The 24,580-nt window shown below is 39.8% G+C and carries 23 protein-coding genes and 1 pseudogene; 20 read left to right on the top strand and 4 right to left on the bottom strand.

Going from position 1 to position 24,580, the window contains the following annotated elements:
* Positions 1-67: 67 nt before the first annotated feature.
* Complete coding sequence (locus LI162_RS05510) at positions 68-400, top strand: DUF6145 family protein (RefSeq protein WP_020436573.1); 333 nt, start codon at positions 68-70, stop codon at positions 398-400.
* A gap of 153 nt (positions 401-553) precedes the next feature.
* Here the strand turns inward: LI162_RS05510 and lon are convergent, their stop codons facing one another.
* Positions 554-2,824, bottom strand: a complete 2,271-nt coding sequence (gene lon / locus LI162_RS05505) for an endopeptidase La (protein ID WP_196021852.1) — start codon at positions 2,822-2,824, stop codon at positions 554-556.
* 99 nt (positions 2,825-2,923) lie between these two features.
* Positions 2,924-3,538 carry a TetR/AcrR family transcriptional regulator gene (locus LI162_RS05500; protein WP_055157045.1) on the bottom strand — a complete coding sequence of 205 codons (615 nt, stop codon included), beginning with the start codon at positions 3,536-3,538 and terminating at the stop codon, positions 2,924-2,926.
* Positions 3,539-3,801: 263 nt separating this feature from the next.
* On the opposite strand from LI162_RS05500, the gene LI162_RS05495 reads away from it, so the two are divergent.
* The 15 genes from LI162_RS05495 (at position 3,802) to ltrA (ending at position 19,343) form a co-directional block, all read left to right on the top strand.
* Complete coding sequence (locus LI162_RS05495) at positions 3,802-4,170, top strand: SCP2 sterol-binding domain-containing protein (RefSeq protein ID WP_015530007.1); 369 nt, start codon at positions 3,802-3,804, stop codon at positions 4,168-4,170.
* Positions 4,171-4,198: 28 nt separating this feature from the next.
* Positions 4,199-5,164 carry an alpha/beta hydrolase gene (locus LI162_RS05490; RefSeq protein WP_055147304.1) on the top strand — a complete coding sequence of 322 codons (966 nt, stop codon included), beginning with the start codon at positions 4,199-4,201 and terminating at the stop codon, positions 5,162-5,164.
* Positions 5,164-6,579: a condensation domain-containing protein gene (locus LI162_RS05485; protein ID WP_055147301.1), complete on the top strand. Its 1,416-nt coding sequence runs from the start codon at positions 5,164-5,166 to the stop codon at positions 6,577-6,579. The genes LI162_RS05490 and LI162_RS05485 overlap by 1 nt, the downstream gene beginning before the upstream one ends.
* Before the next feature lie 62 nt (positions 6,580-6,641).
* On the top strand, positions 6,642-6,866 hold the full coding sequence (locus tag LI162_RS05480) for an acyl carrier protein (protein WP_015530009.1): 225 nt from the start codon (positions 6,642-6,644) through the stop codon (positions 6,864-6,866).
* 12 nt (positions 6,867-6,878) lie between these two features.
* Entirely contained in the window at positions 6,879-8,411 is a 1,533-nt protein-coding gene (locus LI162_RS05475; protein WP_226866031.1) for an AMP-binding protein, read from the top strand.
* A gap of 184 nt (positions 8,412-8,595) precedes the next feature.
* The gene (gene dusB, locus LI162_RS05470; RefSeq protein WP_055157160.1) at positions 8,596-9,558 is read left to right on the top strand and encodes a tRNA dihydrouridine synthase DusB; all 963 of its coding nucleotides are present in this window, start codon (positions 8,596-8,598) and stop codon (positions 9,556-9,558) included.
* A 384-nt stretch (positions 9,559-9,942) separates the two neighbouring features.
* Complete coding sequence (gene greA, locus LI162_RS05465; RefSeq protein WP_015530013.1) at positions 9,943-10,425, top strand: transcription elongation factor GreA; 483 nt, start codon at positions 9,943-9,945, stop codon at positions 10,423-10,425.
* A gap of 170 nt (positions 10,426-10,595) precedes the next feature.
* Positions 10,596-12,629: a lysine--tRNA ligase gene (gene lysS, locus LI162_RS05460; protein WP_227155963.1), complete on the top strand. Its 2,034-nt coding sequence runs from the start codon at positions 10,596-10,598 to the stop codon at positions 12,627-12,629.
* Between the two features lie 318 nt (positions 12,630-12,947).
* Complete coding sequence (locus LI162_RS05455; protein WP_005609481.1) at positions 12,948-13,661, top strand: lantibiotic protection ABC transporter ATP-binding protein; 714 nt, start codon at positions 12,948-12,950, stop codon at positions 13,659-13,661.
* Positions 13,654-14,385, top strand: coding sequence for a lantibiotic immunity ABC transporter MutE/EpiE family permease subunit (locus LI162_RS05450; protein ID WP_227155952.1), 732 nt, complete (start codon positions 13,654-13,656; stop codon positions 14,383-14,385). The genes LI162_RS05455 and LI162_RS05450 overlap by 8 nt, the downstream gene beginning before the upstream one ends.
* A 1-nt stretch (position 14,386) precedes the next feature.
* Entirely contained in the window at positions 14,387-15,127 is a 741-nt protein-coding gene (locus LI162_RS05445; RefSeq protein WP_155204545.1) for a lantibiotic immunity ABC transporter MutG family permease subunit, read from the top strand.
* A gap of 14 nt (positions 15,128-15,141) precedes the next feature.
* Complete coding sequence (locus tag LI162_RS05440) at positions 15,142-15,804, top strand: response regulator transcription factor (protein ID WP_006858444.1); 663 nt, start codon at positions 15,142-15,144, stop codon at positions 15,802-15,804.
* Complete coding sequence (locus LI162_RS05435; protein WP_155204543.1) at positions 15,792-17,168, top strand: sensor histidine kinase; 1,377 nt, start codon at positions 15,792-15,794, stop codon at positions 17,166-17,168. Before LI162_RS05440 ends, LI162_RS05435 begins: the two co-directional genes overlap by 13 nt.
* A 113-nt stretch (positions 17,169-17,281) precedes the next feature.
* Positions 17,282-17,452, top strand: coding sequence for a hypothetical protein (locus tag LI162_RS05430; RefSeq protein ID WP_015530079.1), 171 nt, complete (start codon positions 17,282-17,284; stop codon positions 17,450-17,452).
* 478 nt (positions 17,453-17,930) lie between these two features.
* On the top strand, positions 17,931-19,343 hold the full coding sequence (ltrA, locus tag LI162_RS05425) for a group II intron reverse transcriptase/maturase (protein WP_227155945.1): 1,413 nt from the start codon (positions 17,931-17,933) through the stop codon (positions 19,341-19,343).
* A 145-nt stretch (positions 19,344-19,488) separates the two neighbouring features.
* Here ltrA and LI162_RS05420 read toward each other — a convergent pair whose 3' ends face one another.
* Together LI162_RS05420 and LI162_RS05415 are read right to left on the bottom strand one after the other, a co-directional pair.
* Positions 19,489-20,127: a DUF1847 domain-containing protein gene (locus LI162_RS05420; RefSeq protein WP_008705300.1), complete on the bottom strand. Its 639-nt coding sequence runs from the start codon at positions 20,125-20,127 to the stop codon at positions 19,489-19,491.
* A 419-nt stretch (positions 20,128-20,546) separates the two neighbouring features.
* Positions 20,547-21,392 carry a MerR family transcriptional regulator gene (locus LI162_RS05415; protein WP_226875862.1) on the bottom strand — a complete coding sequence of 282 codons (846 nt, stop codon included), beginning with the start codon at positions 21,390-21,392 and terminating at the stop codon, positions 20,547-20,549.
* Between the two features lie 3 nt (positions 21,393-21,395).
* Here LI162_RS05415 and LI162_RS15905 point away from each other — a divergent pair, with 3 nt between their 5' ends.
* The 4 genes and pseudogenes from LI162_RS15905 to LI162_RS15900 all read left to right on the top strand — a co-directional run bounded on the left by LI162_RS15905 (position 21,396) and on the right by LI162_RS15900 (position 24,549).
* Positions 21,396-21,593 (top strand): DUF3784 domain-containing protein, encoded by a 198-nt coding sequence (locus tag LI162_RS15905; protein ID WP_081016888.1) that lies wholly within the window; start codon positions 21,396-21,398, stop codon positions 21,591-21,593.
* Positions 21,594-21,710: 117 nt separating this feature from the next.
* Positions 21,711-22,031 carry an autorepressor SdpR family transcription factor gene (locus tag LI162_RS05405; RefSeq protein ID WP_117498834.1) on the top strand — a complete coding sequence of 107 codons (321 nt, stop codon included), beginning with the start codon at positions 21,711-21,713 and terminating at the stop codon, positions 22,029-22,031.
* Entirely contained in the window at positions 22,006-23,040 is a 1,035-nt protein-coding gene (locus tag LI162_RS05400) for an SdpI family protein (RefSeq protein WP_055148040.1), read from the top strand. Before LI162_RS05405 ends, LI162_RS05400 begins: the two co-directional genes overlap by 26 nt.
* A gap of 499 nt (positions 23,041-23,539) precedes the next feature.
* A pseudogene (locus tag LI162_RS15900) lies at positions 23,540-24,549 on the top strand (helix-turn-helix domain-containing protein).
* Positions 24,550-24,580 lie beyond the last annotated feature (31 nt).

Raw genomic sequence — 24,580 nt, 5'->3', positions numbered from 1 at the left:
GTGGAAAATATGGAAAGGTAAGTACTGTTTACAGAAACTGTGGGCAGTGATATAAGGTGTAAAAATTATGGATGAAGAAATGGTATTGTGTGCGGCCAGCTCCTATGAGCAGAAATATTATCTGAACCCGGAATTTGAATCTCTTCCGGAAGCAGTGAAACAGGAATTGCAGATCATGTGTGTGTTGTATACAGCGGATGTTGGAGGAGTTCTCCTGTTGGTGTTTGATGAGAATGGAAACCTTGAGTTGAAAGTAGAGCACAACGAGGGTGATTTCTCATTCGATGAGATCGGAAGTGTACTGAAGATCAAAGAGCTGCAGGACACAAAGGAAGAGCTTTTCAAGTCTCTTGAAATGTTTTACAAAGTATTCTATCTTGGAGAAGAGACAGAGGAATAAATAGTCAGATAAATAGATTACGGTTTATCTGTCGAATTTTAAAACTATAAAAAAGCCCATGGCGGAATCTGAATGGTAAGTTTGTTGAACTTATCAGAATTCCTGCTATGGGCTTTTGTTTCTCATAGTTTCCGTTTAACGATAGGTCACTTTTTATCCGAGCAATAACTTCAGAACGTCGCTGACCTTTTTCACCGGAGTGATTTTCAGCTTATCCTTTACTTCAGCAGCTACATCTTCGAGATCATCTGCGTTGTCAAAAGGAATCAGTATTTTTGTAATACCGGCCCTCTGGGCAGCCATCAGTTTCTCAGGAAGCCCACCGATCGGAAGTATACCTCCGCGGAGGGAAACTTCACCGGTCATGGCATAATCCGGGCTGACAGCCTTTCCGGTAACAAGGGAAGCAAGTGCTGTGGTTAATGTAATGCCGGCAGATGGACCGTCTTTTGGAACAGCTCCTTCCGGCACATGAATGTGCAGATCATGATCCTGGAAAACCTTGCTTTCTTTAGGATAAAGAGACTTCACAAGTGTCAGTGCAATCTGTACAGATTCTTTCATGACATCTCCAAGCTGTCCGGTGATGATCACCTTTCCTTCCCCTTCTGTCAGCTTTGTCTCTATAAACAGAATCTCACCGCCTGCCTGTGTCCATGCAAGTCCGGTGACAACACCAGGCTGTGTGGAAGTTAATTTCTGGTCATGATGCAGTTTCTTACGGCCGAGATAGTCTTTCAGATTCGATTTATTTACTGTCAGAGTCTGCCCCTCTTCTTTTACAAGACGCACAGCAGCGGAACGACAAAGCATATCAATCTGTTTCTTAAGTCCACGGACTCCGGATTCCATCGTATAATCTTCAATGACCTTGCGCAATGCACCATCCGTTATCTTTAACATTTTCTTCTGGATTCCCATAGCGTCCATTGCTTTTGGAAGTAAGTGCTTTCTGGCAATATGGAATTTTTCCACCGCCGTATATCCTGGAAAATCGATCACTTCCATACGGTTCAGAAGCGGTTCAGGAATCGTATCTGTAGAATTCGCTGTGCAGACGAACAGAACATTGGATAAGTCATATGGAACATTCATATAATGGTCTGTAAATGTACTGTTCTGCTCCGGGTCAAGCACCTCAAGCAATGCACTTGCCGGATCTCCGCCATAATCTTTCGCAAGCTTATCTACTTCATCAAGAACTACAACAGGATTGGAAACGCCGCTGCGTTTAATCCCTTCCATGATCCGTCCCGGCATAGCGCCGATATAAGTTCTTCTATGACCGCGGATCTCAGCTTCATCTCGGATACCGCCGAGACTGATGCGGACATATTCGCGGTTTAACGCACGGGCAATACTCTGTCCGATACTTGTCTTACCGGTACCAGGCGCACCGACAAAAAGGAGGATGGAACCATACTGTTTCCGGTTCAGTGCCATAACAGCAATCTGCTGGATGATACGTTCTTTGACTTTCTTAAGTCCATAATGATCTTCATCAAGAATCTCTTCTGCCCGGTTTAAATCAATCGGTGTAAATTCCGGATGCTTCCAGGAAAGACTGGTGACAAAATCAAGATAGTCATAGAGAAGCCCATATTCATGGCTGTCTTTTCCTTCCTGCTTCATACGATTCAGGACTTTGTCCGCTTCCTTACGGGCATCTTCATTCATGCCGGATTCCTGGATCTTTTTTTCAAAAGCGCGGACATCGGAAATGTTTTCCGGGTGCATCTCATCTAATTCTTTCTGAAGGTAATCGATCTGCTTCTTAATTGCAACCTCTCTGTAAAGCTGCTCCTGGTCACCTTTCTGTGCCTCCTGTGCTTCAGAAGAAACTTTGGCAACTTCCATGAATTCTTTGATCGCATTCTCAATCAGTTCACAGCGCTCACGGCGGGAATCTGTCTCAACAATTGCATATTTTTCTTCGGAAGTAATGTTCAGATAATCTGAAAGAGCAGAACCGAGGTCATAGATATTCTTTCTCTGGATAATGTAGCTTCTTGCCCAGATCCCCCATTGATAATTCTGAACAAATTTCAGAAGCGAGTTCCGCAGGTTTGTGAAAGTCTGCTTCTCTTCTTCTAAAGGAAGATCATCTACCTCCGGACGGATGGAAGCTGTAGCTGTAATCTGTCCGTTCTCATCCAGCTCAATATCATCAAGACTGACACGTTCTAATGTACGAATCTGGATGCTGTCATCATCACCGATGGATTCGACTCTCGCAGACATACCGACCGGGTAAATATCATCTATAGTAACAGTAGTCTCATCCACTTCATTTTTCAAAAATGGAAACAGAATATCTGTACCGACCTCAATCTGGTCTGCAGCAGCCCCCGGAAAGAAATCACGTTTAAAAAAATAAGTGATATCAGGGAGTAATAATATATTAAAAACAGGACGAATAATCATAAAAACACTCCTTTCGTCTCATGATTTATCATATCACCGTCAGCGATTCAAAATGGTGGGATATGTTGTATAATGCAGGTGCCGCGAACAGAAAACTGCTTACAGCTGTGCCATCAGAAAGTTTAGCGATCCCGCAGGATTCTCAGTTCCTTTTTCCAAAAGAGAGACAAGAGCAGAGATTGTCTGTTCAATCTCATCTGCTGTTGAAGGTACTAAGGTGTTATCCATCTTAACAGTCAGTACAATCAGTACGATCTCAGCAAGAGAAACAGGGTCAGCACAGAGGATTAAATCCTGTGCAATCCCTTGTTCAATAATGGAAGCAAGAACCGGCTTGAGTGAAACGATGAGATGATTCATGTACTTTTGATGAAGAAAAGCCCGCTCCGGTGCAGCCTTTGTAGTTGATGGCTGTGTTTTTAAAAAAGCCGCAGAGGAATTTCGGCAGGCCTGAAAGATCAGAGCCATGCGTGTGAAAGGTGAAATCTCTCTTTGCTCTGCAAGATGTCTTGCTGTTGTTATTGGAACTTCATAATTGCGTTCTACCAGTGCTTCAAGAATTGCATCTTTGGAAGAAAAATAATAATAAATACTTCCTTTTCCAATTTCAGCAGTCTGAGCAATCTCACTGACAGAGATATTAGAAAGTTCTTTGGTTTCCAGAAGCTTTTGAAGAGCATCCAGAATCTTATCGTATTTTAATTGTTTTGGCATAGAAGTCCGCCTCGTATATTCGTAAGTATATTTGGCCAGTTCCAGATTACGGGAATTGACCGATATCCTTTTAAGTATAGCACAATAAAGTCGGAAGAACCAATAAAATAGAAATAAAAAAGAGGACAAAAAAAGGACACTTTAAAACAAAAGATTGTCTGAAATAGATAATTGACCACGGGTCGAAAAAGTGATAGATTAAAAACATAGAGAATCGACCACCGGTCGAAAGAAGAAAAGCTGAAAAGGAGAGGGAGAGAAGAATGACATACGCAGACATGTTTTCAAAAGTAAAAGGGATGATGATGGAAGCAGACGTAAGTACTGTGAATGAACATCTTGCATATCAGTTCAATGTAACAGGAGAAGCAGAGGGAATCTTTTATGCAGAGGTAAAAGAAGGAAAGCTGTATGTGGAACCATACGAGTATTATGACAGAGATGCGATTTTTACTTGTTCGGCAGAGACATTATTTAAGATCAATGAGGGAAAGCTGGATCCGGTTCTGGCAGTAACACTGGGAAAATTGAAAGTAGAAGGCAACATTGATAAAGCTTTGTATCTGAAAAAACTGATTGATAGCAGAAAAGCAGAACAGAATGCAATAAAGAAAACACAGAAACAGAAATAACTGTAAAAAGGAAGCAAAGGTGAAAAAGATGATGCATTACGGAAAACTTCTTGCACTTGCAGGTCTGGTGGGAATCGTATCAGCAGAGGCAGGTGGAAGTGCATACTTTTACAGAAGAACAATGATGCGTTATAACGCAAAGACAGAACGCACGATGAAGATGTCCGGGGTAGACTGGGAACAGTATTTCTCAAAGATGAAGGAATGCAGGGAGTGGATGATGGAGCAGCCTCATGAAGATGTCTGGATCCGGTCGGAAGACAGTTTGAAGCTTCATGGAACGTATTTCCGGGGATCAGGAAATGTCGAAGAAAAGAAATGCAAAAAAGCAGTGATCTGTTTTCATGGCTACACGAGCCAGGGGCTTGCAGATTATGGAAGTATTTCAAATTATTATTTGAAGCGTGGTTATAACGTTCTTCTTGTTGATCAGAGATCACATGGACAAAGTGAAGGGAAATACATTGGATTCGGATGTAAGGACCGTTATGATGCATATCGATGGATTGAATGGGTGATCGGACAGGAAGGAGAAAATGTTCAGATTCTCCTGCATGGTAATTCTATGGGAGGCGCCACAGTATTGATGGCAAGCGGGCTTGATTTGCCGCAGCAGGTAAAAGGAATTATTGCAGATTGTCCGTTTACTTCGCCCAAGGCAGTGTTTACACATGTACTTCACAGTATGTATCATCTTCCGGCGTTTCCAATAATACAGATTGCGGATGCGGTGAATAAAAAACAGGCAGGATATGGACTGGATGAGTGCAATTCTGCCCGTGAAGTCAGAAAAGCAAAAGTTCCTGTCCTTTTGATCCATGGAGACGCAGATACATTTGTTCCATGCAGTATGTCTGAAGAAATTTATAAAAATTGTAAATCTCCAAAACAGAAGCTGATCATCCACGGGGCAGGACACTGCGAAAGTTATTATAAAGACAGAGAAGCTTATGAAGGAGCAATGGATTCATTTATAGGAGGAATCATAGAATGATGAAAACAAGAAAAGGATATCCTGTATACCCACTGACGGTAGCGCAAAAATTTCATTTGTATTATCTGCCATTTTGTCCGAATGCGGCAGTACTGAATATTGGCACAAGCCTGACAATTGGCACAGATCTGGATTGGGATGTACTCCGAGAGTCCATTTACAAAGCATATGAGAGAAATGAAGGGATGCGGATACGCTTTGCAAAGGACAAAGAGGGGAATGTATATCAGTATGTTGTAAGTGCAGAGCAGGACAGAAAAGAACGGGAGATAGAGTTCGTTGATTTCTCCAATGTGACTATGGAAGAGGCAGCTGATACGATGCAGAAATGGACAACTGTCCCATTTCCATTCGAGGATTCACTGATGACGAAAATTAAAATGATCCGCACTTCAGATGGATTCAACGGAGTGTATTTCCTCGGACATCATATGGTGGTAGATGCTCAGTCGCTGATCACATTTCTGAAGGATATTATTGAGCTGTACTGTAATGCAAAATATGAAGGTGTCCCATATCCAAAGGATATGTGTTCTTACATAGATCAGGTAAAGAAGGATCTCGCATATGAAGCTGGAAGTAAAGCACAGCAGCGAGACAGAGAATTTTTCAGGGAACTGATTGAAGCATCAGAGCCGGTTTATAACGGTGTTAATGGAACAGATAAGCTGGATGCAGCGAGGGAAATGTTTAAAAATCCAAAGCTTCGTTCCGCATTTAATGCGACAGATGATGTGAGTTCTGCATTGGATATCTTTCATTTGGAAGCAGAACCGACCAAACGTCTGATGGATTTCTGCGAAAAGTACCGGGTATCCCTGGCATGTCTTTTATTGATGGGATTACGTACTTATTTCCAGAAAATGAATGGACAGGAGGATGTATCGATCAATAATGCGATTGCCAGAAGGGCTACATTAAAAGAAAAGAAATCCGGTGGAACAAGAATTCATTCTTTCCCGTTTCGTACCGTATTTTCAGAAGATGTGAAGTTTATCGATGCAGTATATGAAATCCGTGATAAGCAGAATGAATTATTCCGTCATGCAAATTATGATCCGACAGAATATTTCGCATATCGCTCCAGGACATATCCACAGCCACAGAATGGACTGACGTATGAGCCGATGTCTTTGACTTACCAGCCTATGACATTGCAGGAGAAAGGACTGGAAGATCTTGGAGGAATTCAATATAAGACAAAATGGTATCCGAATGGAATGACAACACAGGCAATGTATCTGACAGTCATGCACCGACCGGAGGATAATGGATTGGATTTCAACTTTGAACATCAGAAAAAAGCAATCTCAAGAGAAGAGTTGGAATATCTGTATTACTATTTATGTAAAATTATGTTCAAGGGAGCAGAAAATCCTGAACTTACAATTGGAGAAATTATAAAGCTTGTATAAAAGAAAGATGATCCGGATCATGTTGAGAATCACGATCAGGACAGAATGGAAAGGAAAAAATCATGTTTGAGCAGTTAGTAGATATTATTTGTAATTATGTAGAAATTGAACAGGAAGACATCAAGCCGGAATCACGTTTTATGGAAGATCTTGGATTCACATCCTTTGATTTTATGAGCATGCTTGGTGAAATAGAAGACGAGATGGATGTGGAGATTGAACAGGACAAGGCAGCAGATATCCGAACAGTCGGAGAAGCTGTAGCGTATCTTGAGTCTTTGAAGTAGAGGGAAAAGAAAATGGAATATAGAACAATTCGCGATATTCTTACAAATGCAGAAAAATGTTTTGGAAATGAAGACGCAATCCGTTACAAAATAGGAAAAAATGAAATTGCGGCAAAGACATACACACAGTTGAGAGAAGACAGTGAGAGAATAACAGCATTATTGAAAAAATTGGGAGATCCAAAAAGTCATATCGCATTGATCGGTGCGACTTCTTATCTATGGATTGCTTCCTATTTTGGAATTGTGGACGGCGGAAATGTTGCAGTACCATTGGATGTGTCACTTCCGGCAGAAGAACTGTGTGAACTTATCGACCGTGCAGATGTAACAATCCTGATTGTGGATGAGATCCGTAAAGATGTGATTGAAGCAGCGAAAGAAAAGTGTACAAAACTGAAGTACATCCTTTCTATGCAGAAGGAAGCGAATGAGGGTAATATACTTTCTCTTACAAAATCAATGATGGAACAAACGATAGATGAGGACACAGGAGTAGAAAAAACAGAGATTACTCCGGATCAACTCTGTACGATCATGTTCACATCAGGGACAACAGGAAAGAGCAAAGGTGTGATGCTGACACACAGAAATCTCGTTGAGAACGCGACATGTCTGGATATGAAGCTCCCAGAGAGAAATGTGATCCTGTCAGTTTTACCGATTCATCACGCATACTGCCTGAGTATGGATATCCTGAAAGGAATTTCTCTCGGTGCAATTATCTGTATCAATGACTCTTTGATGCGTGTAGCAAAAAATATCAAATTATTTAAGCCGAATATGATTCTGATGGTACCGCTTATGATTGAAACTTTTGCAAAAAAGTTAGAAGATGTAAAAGACCTTCCGGAAAAAGTGGTAAAAGAAGCAGTATTTGGATCTCAGTTCCATACGATCTGCAGTGGAGGTGCATACCTGAACCCGGATTATATTGAGCTGTTCGAACGTTTTGGAATCCAGATTCTCCAGGGATATGGAATGACAGAATGTTCACCGGTCATCAGTACAACTGTTGCATGGAATGTAAAAAAGAATTCAGTAGGACAACTTCTTCCAAACTGCGAGGCAAAGACCGTAGATGGAGAACTGTGGGTTCGCGGAAGCAGTGTAATGCAAGGATATTACAAGATGCCGGAAGAAACAAAAACCGCACTGAAAGATGGATGGCTTTGCACAGGGGATCTCGGATATGTAGATGAAGAAAGGTTTATCTATCTGACAGGACGAAAGAAAAACCTGATCATTACAAAGAATGGAGAAAATGTCTCACCGGAAGAACTGGAGAATAAATTAAGTTCTTCAAGACTCGTACAGGAAGTATTAGTAAGAGAAGCAAAAGGAGTGATCGAGGCAGAAATATATCCGGATGAAGAGTACGCAAAAAAGCAGGGACTTGAAAGAAAAGAGGAAGTCCGTGTAGAACTCCAAAAACTGATTGATGAATACAATCAGGGTGCACCGGCATATAAAAAGATTTATAGTCTGATCATTCGCGAGAAAGAATTTGAGAAGACAGCTTCAAGAAAAATCAAGAGATATTAAAAGACAGATAAAAAAGTCTGAATAAATGGAGGATTGCAAAAGCTTTGTGATTGCCGGATTTATTCAGACTTTTTTGTGTGAATGCGAAAGAACAGATCGTGTACGTTGACTTTTCGGCAGTTATTTACTATGATACTAAAGTCAAATAAGAAGAATAGTTATAGATTAGAAAGAATAGAATATGATGAAACAGTTGAAAATAGGAAATGTGACGCTGCCAAACCGTTACATCTTAGGACCGATGGCCGGAGTGACAGATCTTCCATTCCGTGTGTTGTGTAAAGAACAGGGAGCAGGTCTTTTGTGTATGGAGATGGTCAGCGCAAAAGCGATTTTATATAATAATAAGAATACAGAATCACTTCTGGAGATCCACCCGGATGAACAGCCGGTGTCACTGCAGTTTTTTGGATCAGATCCGAAGATTATGAGTGAGATGGCAAAACGTGTGGAAGAGCGTCCATTTGATATTATGGATATTAATATGGGATGTCCGGTGCCGAAGGTTGTACGTAACGGAGAAGGCTCTGCACTTATGAAGAATCCGAAGCTGGTTTATGAAATCGTCAGTGCAATGGTAAAGGCAATTGATAAGCCGGTTACTGTGAAGATAAGAAAAGGATTTGATGACAGCTGCATTAATGCGGTTGAGATCGCGAAGATCATTGAGGAGGCCGGGGCAGCAGCTGTAGCCGTGCACGGAAGGACAAGAGAACAGTATTACAGCGGACAGGCAGATTGGGATATCATCCGTCAGGTAAAAGAAGCTGTCTCTATTCCGGTAATTGGAAACGGAGATGTGACAAGCCCACAGAAAGCAGAGGAGCTGGTAAAACAGACAGGGTGTGACGGAATCATGATCGCAAGAGGAGCACAGGGGAATCCATGGATCTTCTCCGAGATGATCACATATGAAGAGACAGGCACATTACCAGAACGTCCGGGAAAAGAAGAAGTTCGAGATATGATGCTTCGTCATGCCAGATTACAGTTGAAATACAAAGGTGAATTCATTGGTATCCGCGAGATGAGAAAACATGTGGCATGGTATACAAAGGGATTGAAAGGTTCTGCAAAATTGCGTGAAGAAATCAATCGCGTAGAGTCCTATCAGGAACTGGAAGAACTGCTCTTTCAGAGACTATAGGAAAAGAAGCTCCGGGACTTCGGAAAACAGTTGGAAAACAGAATGGAAAAAGTTCGGAAAAAGGCGGTTTTAAAGGCTTTTCATACACTGCGTAGAAGTGACCTGTGAGAGTGAAATTGCTTGACAGAAAGCGCGAGTTTGAGTATAATATTGAAATTGCGGACGGACGCTGATACAACGATTGGCGCCCAGGAGAAAAAGACAGCAGACATGCATTTTAAAACTCACATTATAATATTTGTAGACAAAATATAGAGAAGGAACTTTGAATGCATGAAAAGTATAGACAGAAAATGATTTGCAGAGAATCTGTAAATGTTGTAGGAAACGAAACGTTATTGCAACAGGCAGTGACGGTAAGGAAGTAGAAAGGAAGCAGGAACAATGGCAGAGGCAAAAAAAAGATTACTTACTTATGCCGGATTAAAGGCAATTGAGGATGAACTTGAGAATCTGAAAGTAGTAAAGAGAAAAGAAGTTGCAGGTAAGATCAAAGAGGCAAGAGAGCAGGGAGACCTTTCCGAGAACGCTGAGTATGATGCAGCGAAAGACGAGCAGAGAGATATCGAAGCCCGTATCGAGGAGCTTGAGGCAATCCTGAAGAATGCAGAAGTTGTAGTAGAGGATGAAGTTGATCTTAATAAGATCAATGTTGGATGTGCAGTAAAGGTTTACGACATCACATTTGATGAAGAGATGGAGTTCAAGATTGTTGGTTCTACAGAGGCGAACAGTCTGGAAGGAAAGATCTCCAATGAGTCTCCGGTAGGTCACGCACTGATCGGAAAGAAAATCAATGATGTCGTTGACGTTGAGACACAGGCAGGAGTTATCCAGTACAAAGTACTTGATATCAAACGTTCATAATCAGCTTAGGACAGACCTCTTACTATTAAGAGGTCTGAATTCGCTTAAAAAGACAATATAAAAAGTGACTATTTCTGTAGTGATTTATGTAAAAATCAATGCGGAAGCAGATAGAAACGGAAGGAGAACAGACAGTGGGACAGAATCAGAAGAACACACAGGAACCAGATATGAATCAGCTGAGAAAGGTTCGCCGTGAGAAACTTGCAGAACTGCAGCAGAACGGAAGAGACCCTTTCCAGATTACAAAGTTTAACCAGACACACCATTCACTCGAAGTAAAAGATCTCTATGAGGCACATGAGGCTGAGATTTTAAAAGATCACCAGCAGCCGAACGTAGAAGGTATGGATGAAGAGCAGGCAAAAGAGGCTCTCAAGAATGATTACGAAGAGAGAAGAAGCATCATGGATGCAAGCCCGATCCACGTAGCAATCGCAGGACGTATGATGTTCAAGAGAGTTATGGGAAAAGCTTCTTTCTGTAACATTCAGGATTTACAGGGAAATATCCAGGTATACGTAGCAAGAGATGCAATCGGAACAGATGCTTACGCTGATTTCAAGAAATCTGATATCGGTGATATCTTCGGACTTGAAGGATTCGCTTTCAGAACAAGAACAGGAGAAATCTCTATCCATGCTGAGAAGATGACACTTCTCTCCAAGAGCTTACAGATGCTTCCGGAGAAGTTCCACGGCCTGACAGATACAGACACACGTTATCGTCAGAGATACGTAGACCTGATCATGAATGCAGACTCTAAAGATACATTTATCAAACGTTCCAAGATCCTTGCAGCAGTCCGTAAGTACTTAAGCGGAGAAGGATTCATGGAAGTTGAGACTCCGATGCTTGTAGCAAATGCTGGTGGAGCAGCTGCAAGACCGTTCGAGACACATTTCAACGCACTGAATGAGGATCTGAAGCTTCGTATTTCACTTGAGCTGTACCTGAAGAGACTGATCGTTGGTGGACTTGAGAAAGTATACGAGATCGGACGTGTATTCCGTAACGAAGGTCTAGATACAAGACATAACCCAGAGTTCACTCTGATGGAGCTTTACCAGGCATACACAGATTACCACGGCATGATGGATCTGACAGAGAACATGTACCGCTTTGTTGCTCAGGAAGTCCTTGGAACAACACAGATCGTTTACAAAGGAATCCCGATGGATCTCGGTAAACCGTTCGAGCGTATCACAATGGTTGACGCAGTTAAGAAATATGCAGGCGTTGACTGGAATGAAGTTGAGACTCTGGAGCAGGCAAGAGAACTTGCAAAAGAGCATAATGTAGAATTTGAAGAGAGACATAAGAAAGGTGACATCCTCAACCTCTTCTTCGAGGAGTTCGTAGAGGAGCATCTGCTTCAGCCGACATTCGTTATGGATCACCCGGTTGAGATCTCTCCACTGACAAAGAAGAAACCAGAGAATCCAGAATATGTAGAGCGCTTCGAGTTCTTCATGAATGGATGGGAGATGGCAAATGCTTACTCCGAGCTGAATGACCCGATCGATCAGAGAGAGCGTTTCAAAGCGCAGGAAGAACTGCTTGCACAGGGAGATGATGAAGCCAACACAACAGATGAAGACTTCATGAACGCACTGGAGATCGGTATGCCGCCTACAGGTGGTATCGGATTCGGTATCGACAGAATGTGTATGCTGCTGACAGGAGCAGAGGCAATCAGAGATGTATTACTGTTCCCGACAATGAAGAGTCTTGACTCTGACAAAAAAGCAGGAAAATCCGGAGCAGTAGAAGAAGCAACTGCAAACGACAACAACGGATTCTTCAAAGACAACGCGAAGATTGACTTCTCCAACGTAAAGGTTGAGCCTTTATTTGAAGAAGAGGTTGATTTCGATACATTCAGCAAATCTGATTTCCGTGCCGTAAAGGTTAAAGAGTGTGCAGCAGTTCCGAAGAGCAAGAAGCTCCTTCAGTTCACACTGGATGACGGAACAGGTATTGATAGAACAATCCTTTCTGGTATTCATGCATATTACGAACCAGAAGAATTAGTTGGAAAGACACTTATTGCGATCACTAACCTGCCACCGAGAAAAATGATGGGAATTGAATCTTGTGGTATGTTGCTTTCAGCAGTGAATAATCTGAAAGATTCAGAGGATGAAGAACTGCATCTTATTATGGTTGATAATCACATTCCGGCAGGCGCAAAGTTATACTAGAATTAAAAGATATCAAAATTCAGAAAAATAAAATCATTGATTTAAAGAGAACACGTTTAGTTAAAAGTAGCAGACAATTAATGCCTGCTACTTTTTTTATAATAGTTATATAGTTTGGATGAAATCACGGAGATATTCTGTAAATTAGGACTTCGTATTTGTAACAGCTTTGCTGATTTCAGTGGAAAGCCGAGTTCTGATAATGATATTCAATTGATGGTTTATTCCATACGGGAATAAATCTTCATCAAATCTTTATTTTTTTCTGTTAGGTTATATTTCAGTAAGAAATGAAATATAGAAGGAAGGATAGTAAAGATGGAAATGATGTTACAGACACAAAATCTATGTAAATATTTTAGAAAACAGAAAGCGGTAAATAATGTTTCACTTAATATCGAAAAGGGACAGATTTATGGACTGCTTGGACCGAATGGCGCTGGTAAATCTACCACATTGAAAATGCTGACCGGTATGATGAAACCAACTGCAGGAAAGATTTACTTTGATGGAAAACTTTTGGATAGGAAAGATTTATCAAAAATAGGAGCGTTAATTGAAAATCCGCCTATTTATGAAAATCTTTCCGCCAGAGAGAATTTGAAGGTAAGACAATTATTGCTTGGTACAGATGAAAACAGAATTGATGAGGTCTTGCAGATTGTATCACTTACAAACACCGGAAAGAAGAAAGCAGGACAGTTTTCTTTGGGGATGAAGCAAAGACTAGGCATTGCAATGGCATTGCTTGGAGAACCGGAACTTTTGATATTGGATGAACCTACGAATGGATTAGATCCAATAGGCATCGAGGAATTACGAGAGCTGATCCGGTCTTTTCCGGAACAGGGAATCACTGTAATTCTCTCCAGTCATATTCTCTCAGAGGTACAGTTACTTGCAGATAAAGTCGGGATTATTTCAGGTGGAATCTTAGGATACGAAGGAGCATTAAAGCAGGGAGATAATCTTGAAGATTTGTTTATGAATGTGGTAAGAAAAAACCAGAAAGCAGGTGAAATCCATGGTTAATATTATAAAAGCAGAACATCAAAAAGCCAAAAGAACCATGCGAAAAAAGTTTATCTGGGGATTTCCTCTTCTTACATTTGTCATGGCATTTATATTTACTCTTGGGATGACAAATGCTTATGCGGAAAGTGTTTGGAACTGGTGGAATACACTTTTGCTGCCGGGGATGATTGCTCTATTTTGTTATCTTTCTGTGGCGCAGGAGAAAAAGATAAAATACTATCATTTAATGACTATTCCCACAGACAGAAGAAAATTGTTGCTGGGGAAAATTATTTATATTGGGTACATGATTTTGTTTTCTAATGTGATTGTGTTTGCAGGAGCAACGCTTGGAGGCTTTCTTCTAACGACACATGTTCCAGTTGGAGGAGCGTTGATTGCAGTATTGTTTCTGACGGTTTCTGAGTTATGGGAGATTCCGGTAGCTTTATTTTTAAGTGAACGATTTGGAATGATTGTAAACCTGTTCGTCTGCCTATTTATTACCGTCAGCGGTGTGGTAATATCACAAACCAGAATCTGGTATGTACTTGTTTCTGCAATCCCTATGCGAATGATGTGCCCGTTGCTTCATGTTTTACCAAATGGACTTGCCGCAGAAGCAGGGAATCCTCTTTTGGATACGGGAGTCATTGTTCCGGGAATGTGTCTCTCAATCATCTGGTTTGTTTTTGTAACGGTTCTGTTTTTGAAATGGTTTGAGAGAAGAGAGGTGAAATAAGATGATTGGAAGATCTCTTAATGCAGACTTGCGAAAGATGAAAGGAACATCTGTGATTCTGGCACACTTACTGATTCCGATTATAACCAGCGTTATATTTTTAATATATTACTTTTTTTCACCATGGAATGAAAATATGAAAGTGATTGCATTTTATCAGGCAATAGGAGCAGGACTTCCGGTACTTATTGGAATTTTTACAGCAAGTGTGATGGAACAGGAACAAAATGCAGGTGATTTTCAAAATCTGTTGTCTTTACCGGATAAACCTGCAGCATTTTTATCGAAACTGTTGATGCTACTGGTTTTGTGTCTGTGCTCTATCCTATTGACAGCAATCATATTCGGAATTGGATTTGGAAGAATCGCATCAAGCGATATCGAAATCATGAAAGGATGTATATTTGCAGCATTGCTGCTGTGGGGAAGCAGTGTTCCACTTTATCTGTGGCAGCTGATTCTGGCTTTTCAGTTTGGAAAAGGGGTATCCATTGGAGCAGGGATTATATCAGGACTAATTAGTGCATTGATGCTTACCGGACTTGGAGATTATGTGTGGAAATATGTATTTGTCTGCTGGACGGGTAGAGTACCATATACTTATCTGCAATCTGTATTGGGAGAAACTAATGTAGGTGAATGGTTGTCATTCATACCAGGTTGCTTAATATTTACAGGGATTAGTATGGTATACTATTTTTGGTGGGTAAACCACTGGGAAGGAAACAGAATATCGGAATAGAATCGAGGGAAACTATGGCAAAAATACTGGCAGTTGATGATGAACCGGCAATTTTGGAAATGATAGAAAGCATTTTGAATAAGGATGGACATCTGGTTACCAAAGTAAGTAATCCACTAAAAATTAATATGGAAGAATTACATCGTTATGACCTGATTTTACTGGACATTATGATGCCTGGAATTGATGGCTTCGAATTATGCAAAAGAATCAGGGCACTTGTGGATTGTCCGATTTTGTTTCTTACGGCAAAAACGGAGGAAAACAGTCTGGTAAACGGACTTTCTTTAGGAGCAGATGATTATATTTCAAAGCCATTTGGAGTGATGGAACTTCGGGCAAGGATCAATGCACATCTTAGAAGAGAGCACAGGGAACATTCTGTCCGGATGGTTTTGGGGAGGGTCTGTATTCAAATATCTCAAAAGAAACTATTGGTTGATGATAAGGAACTTCCTCTTACGAAAGCGGAGTACGAAATCTGTGAATTTCTAGCTAAAAACAGAGGACAGGTTTTCTCGAAGGAACAGATATTGGAAGCGGTCTTTGGCTTTGACAATGAGAGTAATGACAGTACTATAATCACGCATATCAAAAATATAAGAGCAAAATTTGCGGATTATGATTATACACCGATAAAAACAGTCTGGGGGATTGGATATAAATGGGAAGAGTAAAGAGAAGCAATGCACTCAGCAGGATTTTTATGAGATATGTACTGGTCATGCTTGGATCATTAGTTGGTTTGGTGATTGTTGCTTATCTGCTGCTGTACCTTTTGATTAGTGTGGGCTGTATTTATCCGGCAAATTATGCAGAGCAAAAGATTAATGAAGCATATGATACGATTCTACGTGCAGATAAAGTGACTGCTGAGATGATTCCCGCACTTTGTGATTATGTAATCTTTTCAGAGAATGGAGAGAAAATAGGTGGAGATCTGTCAGAACAATACGAACAGATAGCATGGAATGTTGCAAAGTACGGAAACGCATCCGGGAAATATTTTTATAAAGTAATTGTAAGGGAAAATGAATATGTTGTATTGCAATATCGCCTGACACCTCAATATCATTCAGCTTTTTTGAGGGAGCATTTTATAGGACCACAGAATGTGATGATTATTATGTCTGTGATTGGAGCGGTAGCGATTATCATCATTCCGTCCATACGTTTTGGAAAAAGAATCAAAAAGCAGATGCAGCCTGTATTAGACGCAATCGGACAAATAAAGGATCAAAATCTGGAATATGAGACATCCTGTTCTGGTATCAAAGAGTTTGATGACTGTTTATCGGCAATCGATGATATGCGAGATGCATTGCGAGAATCTTTAGAAAAGCAGTGGAAAACAGAGCAGGAAAAGAAACAGCAGATGTCTGCTTTGGCGCATGATATTAAAACACCTCTTACGATTGTACGGGGAAATGCAGAACTACTTTCAGAGACTGAACTGACCACAGAACAGAAGAAAAATATCACTTATGTTTTGAACGGCACAACACAGATACAAAGTTATGTAAAACAGTTGATAGATGTCACAAAATCATGGAATTGCAGTGATGTTACCTATACAACGGTGAGGTTAGAAGATTTTTTCGCAGATATAAAGGAACAGGCACTCGGACTGGTAGAAAGCTATCACCAGAAGATAGATTGGAAGGCGGAACAAAGTGATAAAAAGGTAACGATTGCTTATGATCCAATGTTCCGAGCCGTAATGAATGTGATTCAGAATGCAGTGGAGCATACAAAAGAAAATGGAATCATTTATATTGACGCAAAGGAGCAGGATGGCCGGCTGACATTCATTGTGGAGGATAGCGGATCAGGATTTACAAAAGAAGCATTATTGCATGGCACAGAGCAGTTTTTTATGGATGATACAAGTAGAAATGGCGAAGCCCATTATGGGATGGGACTATTTTTTGCAAAAACTGTGGCTGAAAAATATGGTGGAGGTATTAAACTTTCAAATTCTGAAAATACAGGTGGGGCGAGGGTAGAAATATTTTTCCTGAGTAGTCAAGAAACAAGCTAAATAGACCGCAATTAAGCTATGTAAAAGAAATTTTACATGCTTTTATCTAATATGTAAAAGCCTTTTGATAGACATTACTACTACTCTAAGCACAAGGAGGTTGAGGTTTGGCTATGAATAACAGTTTAGCAGAAGTACATTTCCTGAAAACCCACCCTGTATATGAACACTGGTATCCGGTCTTTGCAGTAATGATAGGAACTACACTGAACATCTATGCTGATGTTACAAAAGAAATGAAAGCGGAAGAGTTCAAAGGATTGGATAGCTACTTCAAAGTATAATATTGGACTTCACATACAGAAAGAGAACATACAGAGTGTTGTGTGTTCTTTTTTTCGTGTGCGCCTTGCGGCGCACGTTTCTAATGGGTGAAAGTCCCTAATCCACCCTAGTAGTGGGAAGGATATAGCCAAGACCAAGGGTGTCCTATTCATAGAGTTGCTATGATTAACGTGAGGGGAATCTGAAGGAAGGTGGAGGCAAATCTCTGGTCTGACGAACAGAAATCACATCAGGCTACAGTTAAGGATAAGGTTGCACGACAAACTAAAGTCCAATAACTACCCGGAATTAACAGTAGTAAATGTGGCAGATATATGGAGAGAAAGAAACGTGTGGTACCAAGGGAGGTCTCGTCAGCGGATGAAAACAGAGTATGAAATCCGTCAGTAACAACGAATGGCGAGAAGTCAGCAGAAGCCATAGTAAACCAGTGGTTGCAAACACTGGCGAAGGGCTGAACTTTAGGAGACACAAGCAATGAATGTAACTGAAAGTAGATTTAAGAACAGACAACTTCATATGGAAGGCTATCTGCAAATGGTATCTGCGGAACAGAAAGAGTATGCAGAAGTGTTCGACTACTCTAAGATTGCTGAAAAGAGCGGTGTCATCACAGACTATTGGACGAACAATCTTTTGGATTTGATTTTGCGAAAAGGCAATCTAAACAATGCCTATAAACAAGTCAAGAAAAACAAAGGAAAAGGTGGAATCGATGGTATGCAGGTGGATGAACTTCTGCCCTTCCTTAGAGAAAACCAAGATTCCTTAATCCAAGAGATAAGGGAAGGAAAGTATAAGCCTAACCCAGTTCGAAGGGTAGAAATACCCAAGGAAACAAAAGGCGAATTTCGAAAGTTAGGAGTTCCTACTGTTGTTGATAGAGTTATTCAACAGGCAATAGCACAGGAATTATCGCCAATCTATGAGGAGCAATTCTCAGAAAATAGTTTCGGTTTCAGACCAAAGCGAGGAGCACACGATGCTCTCAGACAATGCCAAAAGAACGTAAATGATGGCTATGTATATGTGGTAGATATGGACTTGGAAAGGTTCTTCGCCACAGTATGCCAGAATAAGCTGATAGAAGTATTGTCAAGAACCATCAAAGATGGCAGAGTTATATCCTTAATACACAAATATCTGAATGCGGGAGTAATCGCAAAAGGAATGTTTGAACGTACAGAGGTTGGAATGCCACAAGGCGGTCCGCTTAGCCCATTGCTTAGTAATGTAATGCTAAATGAGTTGGATAAGGAACTGGAGAATAGAGGACATAGATTTGTCCGATACGCAGACGATTGTATGATTTTCTGCAAGAGCAGAAAAAGCGCAGAAAGAACCTTGAAGAACATCATTCCATTTATTGAAAAGAAACTATTTCTTAAAGTAAATCGGAAGAAAACAGAGGTGGCTCATATCAGCACAGTCAAATACCTCGGATATAGCTTTTATAGACATAAAGGTAAATGCAGATTTAGAGTACACCCGAAGTCAGTAGCAAAGATGAAGAATAGAATCAGAGAACTTACTGACAGGAACAAAGGGATAAGCAATGAAGTGCGAGAAAAGAAGTATCAAGAGTATGTGCGAGGATGGGTAGAATATTTTAGACTTGCAGACATGAAGAAACTTCTCCAGAAAACGGACGAATGGGCAAGACGCAGAATCAGAGCGGTCTATTGGAAACAGTGGAAGAAAATCAAAACAAAGTGCCGAATGCTGAAAGCACTAGGATTAGAGGATTGGAAAGCCAAGGAATTAGCCAACAGTAGAAAAGGCTATTGGAGAATGGCGAAAGTCTTGAACCAAATCTTTTCGAATAAAATAATAGCCAAGTTAGGATATACATCCATGCTTGACTACTATCTAGTAGTCTACGAAAACTAAAGAACCGCCGTGTACCGAACGGTACGCACGGTGGTGTGAGAGGTCGGCTAATCAACTAATGGTTAGCCTCCTACTCGATTGGATAAAAAGAGAAATGCTTGAATGGGATATCTTTATGTATCTTTAAACGCCCAAATTAGAAATATTACTCTTCTTCACTCTTCTTCAACTTCGAATAATAACTATCCGCAGTATAAAGCGCCGCTACCGGATTATGCCCCAATACACGGTCTTTCGTCACTGCTGTCGTAGTCAGTGCCTCGGAATATTTGTAAAACAGACTGTCATGCCCCACACAAAGTCCGACCACAACATTCAGGTCCGTCTTCGCCTTGTTCAGAAGCTTTGCCTGCAGGATCGGATTACACATATTCACACCGACACCTTCGCAGCATTCCGGGATGCCGACCGATGTCTTCTTCTGTGTTCCGGCTTTACAGCCGACACCATACACCTCAAAGCCATGTCTGCGCAGGATATCTGCCAGGATACGGCTTTCTTTCAACAATCCGACACAGGTTGCGATCCCGATCTTTTTCGCATTAATCTTCTTTGCAAAATCCATGATTTCTTCGACACGGGTATGTTTGCAGTAATTCTCATACTCTACTTCAGCTGCAGCGATTGTTACTTTGCGGTTCTCGTCTTCATTGTAGCATTCCATAGCTTCATTTAGAACTTCTTCATCCATGTGTGTTGTCAGACAGAAATCCGGATAGGTTTTATCCATTTTGTTGCAGTTTTTTACTGCGCAGTCGATACAGGACATGTCTTCTTTTTTCATTTTTTCATTCTCCTTTTGTATACCTTGGTATCTACAGAGGCCTGCCACTGGCAGATTCTCTAGATTAAGCTTTACTTTGTAAAATATCCGCTATTTACTTCATAATAACAAATACTTATACTACAGACAATGGTTTTCCGTTTTTATTTTCTTATTTTTTGTAGTTCTTTTCTATGAGAAACGTTCCCCGATTCAGGGTTGATTTGTCATGAATTGTCGATTCTGATTTTTGAAAAATTATTGAAAATTATCTTTTTCAATACCTCAGCCGAATACCAGCTACATGGAAGCCAATAAACCATGCAACAGCGGTTCTTTTATTCGCCAGTATATGCAATTTCTATCTCATAGCCGCCGTTCTCATAGTAGGCGTGAGAAAAATAGTATCTTATTGTTATTTCTGAAATATAAAATTTGAATCATAAAACTTCTTTCCCTCTCAAATCCATTTTTACCAAACCAACTACTAACAATCCAATAAAAATTGCCGTGTCCACAAATAGCAGTACAACAACACTTTTTACCACTCCGAAAGTAAAAAGTATGGAGAAGATTTCCACTGACAACACAATAAAACACATATAATTTGTCAAATACTCTGTTATAATTTCTCCATAATAATTGTTCATCTGCAATTTCGCATAGATAAAAGGTTTTAATAAATAACGGATTATGATACATATAACAGGACAAATAGAAATCCAGTTTTTATTAACTAGGGATGTTGCCACTCCTTTACTCCATTGTACTGGAATTTCTGTCGGCAACTTAGAATAAGACAAAGCCCCAATAATCAAGCATAGTGCGGTAATCATAGTCCAGGTAAGCATACTTCCCCATATATACAAAAAGCTGACGGAATCCAGTTTGAAAACAGTTCGATTATCTTTCCAATAGTCATGCAAATCTGTTACATATTGTTCTACCTGTAATTTTTCATAACTAATACTTTCTTCATCCAGCATTTTTTCACACATGAGTTTCGCCTTATTCAAATCAGTAATCTGATTTTTTAATACTTCCTTTTGCTTCTCAAGCATTTCCTGCAATGTTACTTTTTCGGATATAATACTTCGTATATCTTCAATAGAAATTCCCAATGTACGTAGATATGCAATCTTCTTTATATTTTCCACATCATTTTCAGAATAATCTCTATAACCATTACTTTCATTTCTCGAAGGCTCAATAAGTTTTTCCTTTTCATAAAAACGGATATTAGAACGGGATAAACCTGTTTGCTCTTCTACGTCTTTTATAGTCATATTATGCCCTCCTTTCGAGCAACTCTATTTTACTTAATAATAAGCTATAAACAAGGTTTACAGTCAAGCATTTATCAAAAACTAAAAAAAACAGCAAAATTTGTTTCAGGATTTAATTCATTTTCTAAAGAAGAACAGGCATTGTATGATAAAGCTCATATCTCTCGTGATATAAGAAATCAGTGCTTTATCTGTTATTAAGGGCAGAGGGACAAAAAGCCTCTCTGCCCTTAATGAACAAAGCACGTTCTTTTAGAAAAATTTAGTCGTTGACAGATAACATATCTTGCATTATAATACATTTAACAATTAGGTTAAATGTTAAATGAGGAGCGTGATGAATTCTTGGGTATACAAGATACATTAAAAGCACTGGCAGATCCAATACGACGTGAGATTTTAAATTTATTGAAGAATGGACGGCTTTCTGCTGGAGAGATATGTGAACATTTTTCAGTAACGGGAGCTTCTATATCCAGACATCTGGCAATATTGAAGGAGGCTGATTTAATCCGAAATAAAAGAGAGGGAAAATTTATTTATTATGAATTAAACACTTCCGTATTGGAAGATGTCATGTTGTGGATTATAGATTTGAAAGGAGTATCGGACGATGAAGGAAATGATAAAAAAATATAGAGGTTCATTAATTTGTTCTGTTCTGGTAATGCTCATCGGGGTTTTAGTAGGATTCACTAGTACACAGAGCATGTGGGCAAATGTGTTTTTTGTAGTGACGGATTGTGCGCTGGTGGCAATAATATTTTATGATAACCGGAACAGACAGCAGAGCCGCAAGATTATAGGAATGACGATGTGGATTATACCAATTATAACATTACTCTATAATGGTATTACAAGACTGGTCAATATGGGTGCAGATATGGAAAATCTGTTTATGGCAGTAATTTACTATGGAACTGGACTGCTGTTTATGGTTATTGGAAATTATTTGCCAAAAGTGAAACAGAATAATACCATAGGAATAAGAGTTGTATGGTCTTTAATGGATGAAGAAAACTGGAATGCAACACATAGATTCAGCGGCAAATTATGGATGGCATCAGGTATTTTATGTATGCTTTGTGGACTTTTTGGGGAAAGCATGGCTGCACTGGTTGTGTATATTATAAGCATTATGGCAGCTGCAATCATTAGCATTCTCTACTCCTACCTTTTTTATAAGAAAAAGCTGGCAACCGGAGAAGGCTTAAAAATTCAGTATAATACAAAAAAAAGTGTGATATATCTGATCATCGCAATTTCAACTATTGTGTTTACTATATGGACTTTGTTTTGTGGAAGCATTCAGATTCGTTGTAATGATCGTGATTTTAACATTGAAGCAAAAGGATGGAATGATTATACAGTGGAGTATTCGCAAATTGACAGCATTTCTTATGAAGAAAATGTATTGCAGAACGATAATGGTTACAGAACTAATGGTCTTGGAAACCTGAAGTATGCTATGGGAAACTTCAAAAACGATATCTTCGGAGATTATATCCGCTACACTCATGCCTCCTGCCATTCATATGTTGTCATGAACATAGATGGAAAAATATTAGTTGTAAATGGGGAAAATGACGCAGAGACAAAGGAAATCTATCAGAGAATAAGTGAGAAGGTGTCAAAGGAAAGAAAATAGTTGTCGGAAACGCTGAGAAGAAATTATTCTCAGCGTTTCTTATCTCCTTATCGTTCAATCAATTATTTGCTACAAAAATCAGAAGCATTTCAATCAGTTCACCATGTCACTTTTATTTTGTGTTATACTGTTTTATATAATTTTTTTGGTCTCCGCTGCCGCTTCGGTCGGCACAGAGCAGAGGTCCACCGGACCTCTTGTGCCCTTGTATTTGCCCTTATCAGAGTTCGTAAACACTGGTGGGACGATATAACACAAGGGAAACAATAAGGGAAAGCTCACCTGCGACCAATCCAGTGTTTTCAATGGTTTGCGGAGAATTTAATAACAAAATATAACAGTTATTAAATTTCTTAAAACAGGTGAAATCTCAATCGGAATTCATAGAGTTCTTTTGTGATTTGCAACTGCTGGTTGACAGATTTACAGCTTGAAATGGTGGAATGCAAACAGCAAAACTGTTATATTGAGCTCATAAAATCTGCAAAAGGAGAAAAAAATGGTTTTAGCTGATAAGATTACAGAGGAAAGAAAAAAGAATGGATGGTCACAGGAAGAACTAGCCAATCAGTTGGGCGTATCCAGACAGGCAGTATCTAAGTGGGAAAGTGCAGGAGCTGTTCCAGATTTGCAAAGAATTTTACAGATGTCGGAGCTATTTTGTGTTAGTACAGATTACCTATTAAAAGATAAAATGAAAGCAGAAAATATCACTTATCACGAAAGTACTGAAAGCTATGCAGAACCGTTGAAAAAAGTAACTATGGAGAATGCAAATGAATTTCTTGACATGAAAAGAAATGGATCCAAAGTAGTGGCAAACGCAACAAGTATGTGTATCTCAAGTCCAATATTATTGATTGTTCTTGTGACAATGGCAGAAGATGGCGTATTTCATGTTTCGGAATCTCTGGCAACAGTATTTGGATGTGTTTTTTTGCTTGGAATGGTTGCGGCAGCCGTCTTTTTGTTTATTACATATGGAATGCGAGAATCACATATGGAACATTTTGAAAAAGAATGCTTTGAAACAGAGTATGGTGTATCTGGAATAGTACGAGAAAAAAAGATTCCTATGAACCGATTTTTATCAGAGGAACAGCTGTTGGGGTAGTGCTTTGTATACTGGCAGTGATTCCGACAATTATTGCCGGATCCATGGAAGCGTCTGACTATTACTGTGGCCTTTCCGTTGGATTGCTGCTATTCATACTTGCAATAGGAGTGAATCTGTTGGTTCGTGTTGGGATGGTAAAAAGCAGTTACGATACCCTTCTTCAGGAAGGCGAATATACAAAAGAAGAAAAACTGTTTAAGAAAAAGACTGACACGTTTTCTGGTGTATATTGGTGCTTGACTACAGCGATTTACCTTGCATGGAGCTTCTGGACGATGAGCTGGGATATTACATGGATTGTATGGCCGGTTGCTGGTGTTTTGTTTGCAGCATTGCTTGGTGTGGTGAAAATGGTGTTAAAGAATGGCAGTGAAACTCAGCACTATATTTAAGATGGAGTTAAGTTTTTTTCGCATATTATAC

The organism is Mediterraneibacter sp. 210702-DFI.3.120, assembly GCF_020561005.1.
In the GTDB taxonomy this organism is placed as follows: domain Bacteria; phylum Bacillota; class Clostridia; order Lachnospirales; family Lachnospiraceae; genus Mediterraneibacter; species Mediterraneibacter faecis.
Note: the sequence above shows the minus strand (reverse complement) of the source record. Positions and strands in the feature narration are given on the sequence as shown.

Coding starts and splice junctions, on each gene's coding strand:
- LI162_RS05455 (WP_005609481.1), top strand. CDS start 12,948: ATGGAAATGATGTTACAGACACAAAATCTATGTAAATATTTTAGAAAA.
- lysS (WP_227155963.1), top strand. CDS start 10,596: ATGAATCAGCTGAGAAAGGTTCGCCGTGAGAAACTTGCAGAACTGCAG.
- LI162_RS05485 (WP_055147301.1), top strand. CDS start 5,164: ATGAAAACAAGAAAAGGATATCCTGTATACCCACTGACGGTAGCGCAA.
- LI162_RS05440 (WP_006858444.1), top strand. CDS start 15,142: ATGGCAAAAATACTGGCAGTTGATGATGAACCGGCAATTTTGGAAATG.
- LI162_RS05510 (WP_020436573.1), top strand. CDS start 68: ATGGATGAAGAAATGGTATTGTGTGCGGCCAGCTCCTATGAGCAGAAA.
- LI162_RS05475 (WP_226866031.1), top strand. CDS start 6,879: ATGGAATATAGAACAATTCGCGATATTCTTACAAATGCAGAAAAATGT.
- ltrA (WP_227155945.1), top strand. CDS start 17,931: ATGAATGTAACTGAAAGTAGATTTAAGAACAGACAACTTCATATGGAA.
- LI162_RS05430 (WP_015530079.1), top strand. CDS start 17,282: ATGAATAACAGTTTAGCAGAAGTACATTTCCTGAAAACCCACCCTGTA.
- greA (WP_015530013.1), top strand. CDS start 9,943: ATGGCAGAGGCAAAAAAAAGATTACTTACTTATGCCGGATTAAAGGCA.
- LI162_RS05450 (WP_227155952.1), top strand. CDS start 13,654: ATGGTTAATATTATAAAAGCAGAACATCAAAAAGCCAAAAGAACCATG.
- LI162_RS05490 (WP_055147304.1), top strand. CDS start 4,199: ATGATGCATTACGGAAAACTTCTTGCACTTGCAGGTCTGGTGGGAATC.
- LI162_RS05420 (WP_008705300.1), bottom strand. CDS start 20,127: ATGAAAAAAGAAGACATGTCCTGTATCGACTGCGCAGTAAAAAACTGC.
- LI162_RS05405 (WP_117498834.1), top strand. CDS start 21,711: ATGTTAAATGAGGAGCGTGATGAATTCTTGGGTATACAAGATACATTA.
- LI162_RS05480 (WP_015530009.1), top strand. CDS start 6,642: ATGTTTGAGCAGTTAGTAGATATTATTTGTAATTATGTAGAAATTGAA.
- LI162_RS05400 (WP_055148040.1), top strand. CDS start 22,006: ATGAAGGAAATGATAAAAAAATATAGAGGTTCATTAATTTGTTCTGTT.
- LI162_RS15905 (WP_081016888.1), top strand. CDS start 21,396: ATGCCCTCCTTTCGAGCAACTCTATTTTACTTAATAATAAGCTATAAA.
- LI162_RS05495 (WP_015530007.1), top strand. CDS start 3,802: ATGACATACGCAGACATGTTTTCAAAAGTAAAAGGGATGATGATGGAA.
- LI162_RS05415 (WP_226875862.1), bottom strand. CDS start 21,392: ATGACTATAAAAGACGTAGAAGAGCAAACAGGTTTATCCCGTTCTAAT.
- dusB (WP_055157160.1), top strand. CDS start 8,596: ATGAAACAGTTGAAAATAGGAAATGTGACGCTGCCAAACCGTTACATC.
- LI162_RS05445 (WP_155204545.1), top strand. CDS start 14,387: ATGATTGGAAGATCTCTTAATGCAGACTTGCGAAAGATGAAAGGAACA.
- LI162_RS05500 (WP_055157045.1), bottom strand. CDS start 3,538: ATGCCAAAACAATTAAAATACGATAAGATTCTGGATGCTCTTCAAAAG.
- lon (WP_196021852.1), bottom strand. CDS start 2,824: ATGATTATTCGTCCTGTTTTTAATATATTATTACTCCCTGATATCACT.
- LI162_RS05435 (WP_155204543.1), top strand. CDS start 15,792: ATGGGAAGAGTAAAGAGAAGCAATGCACTCAGCAGGATTTTTATGAGA.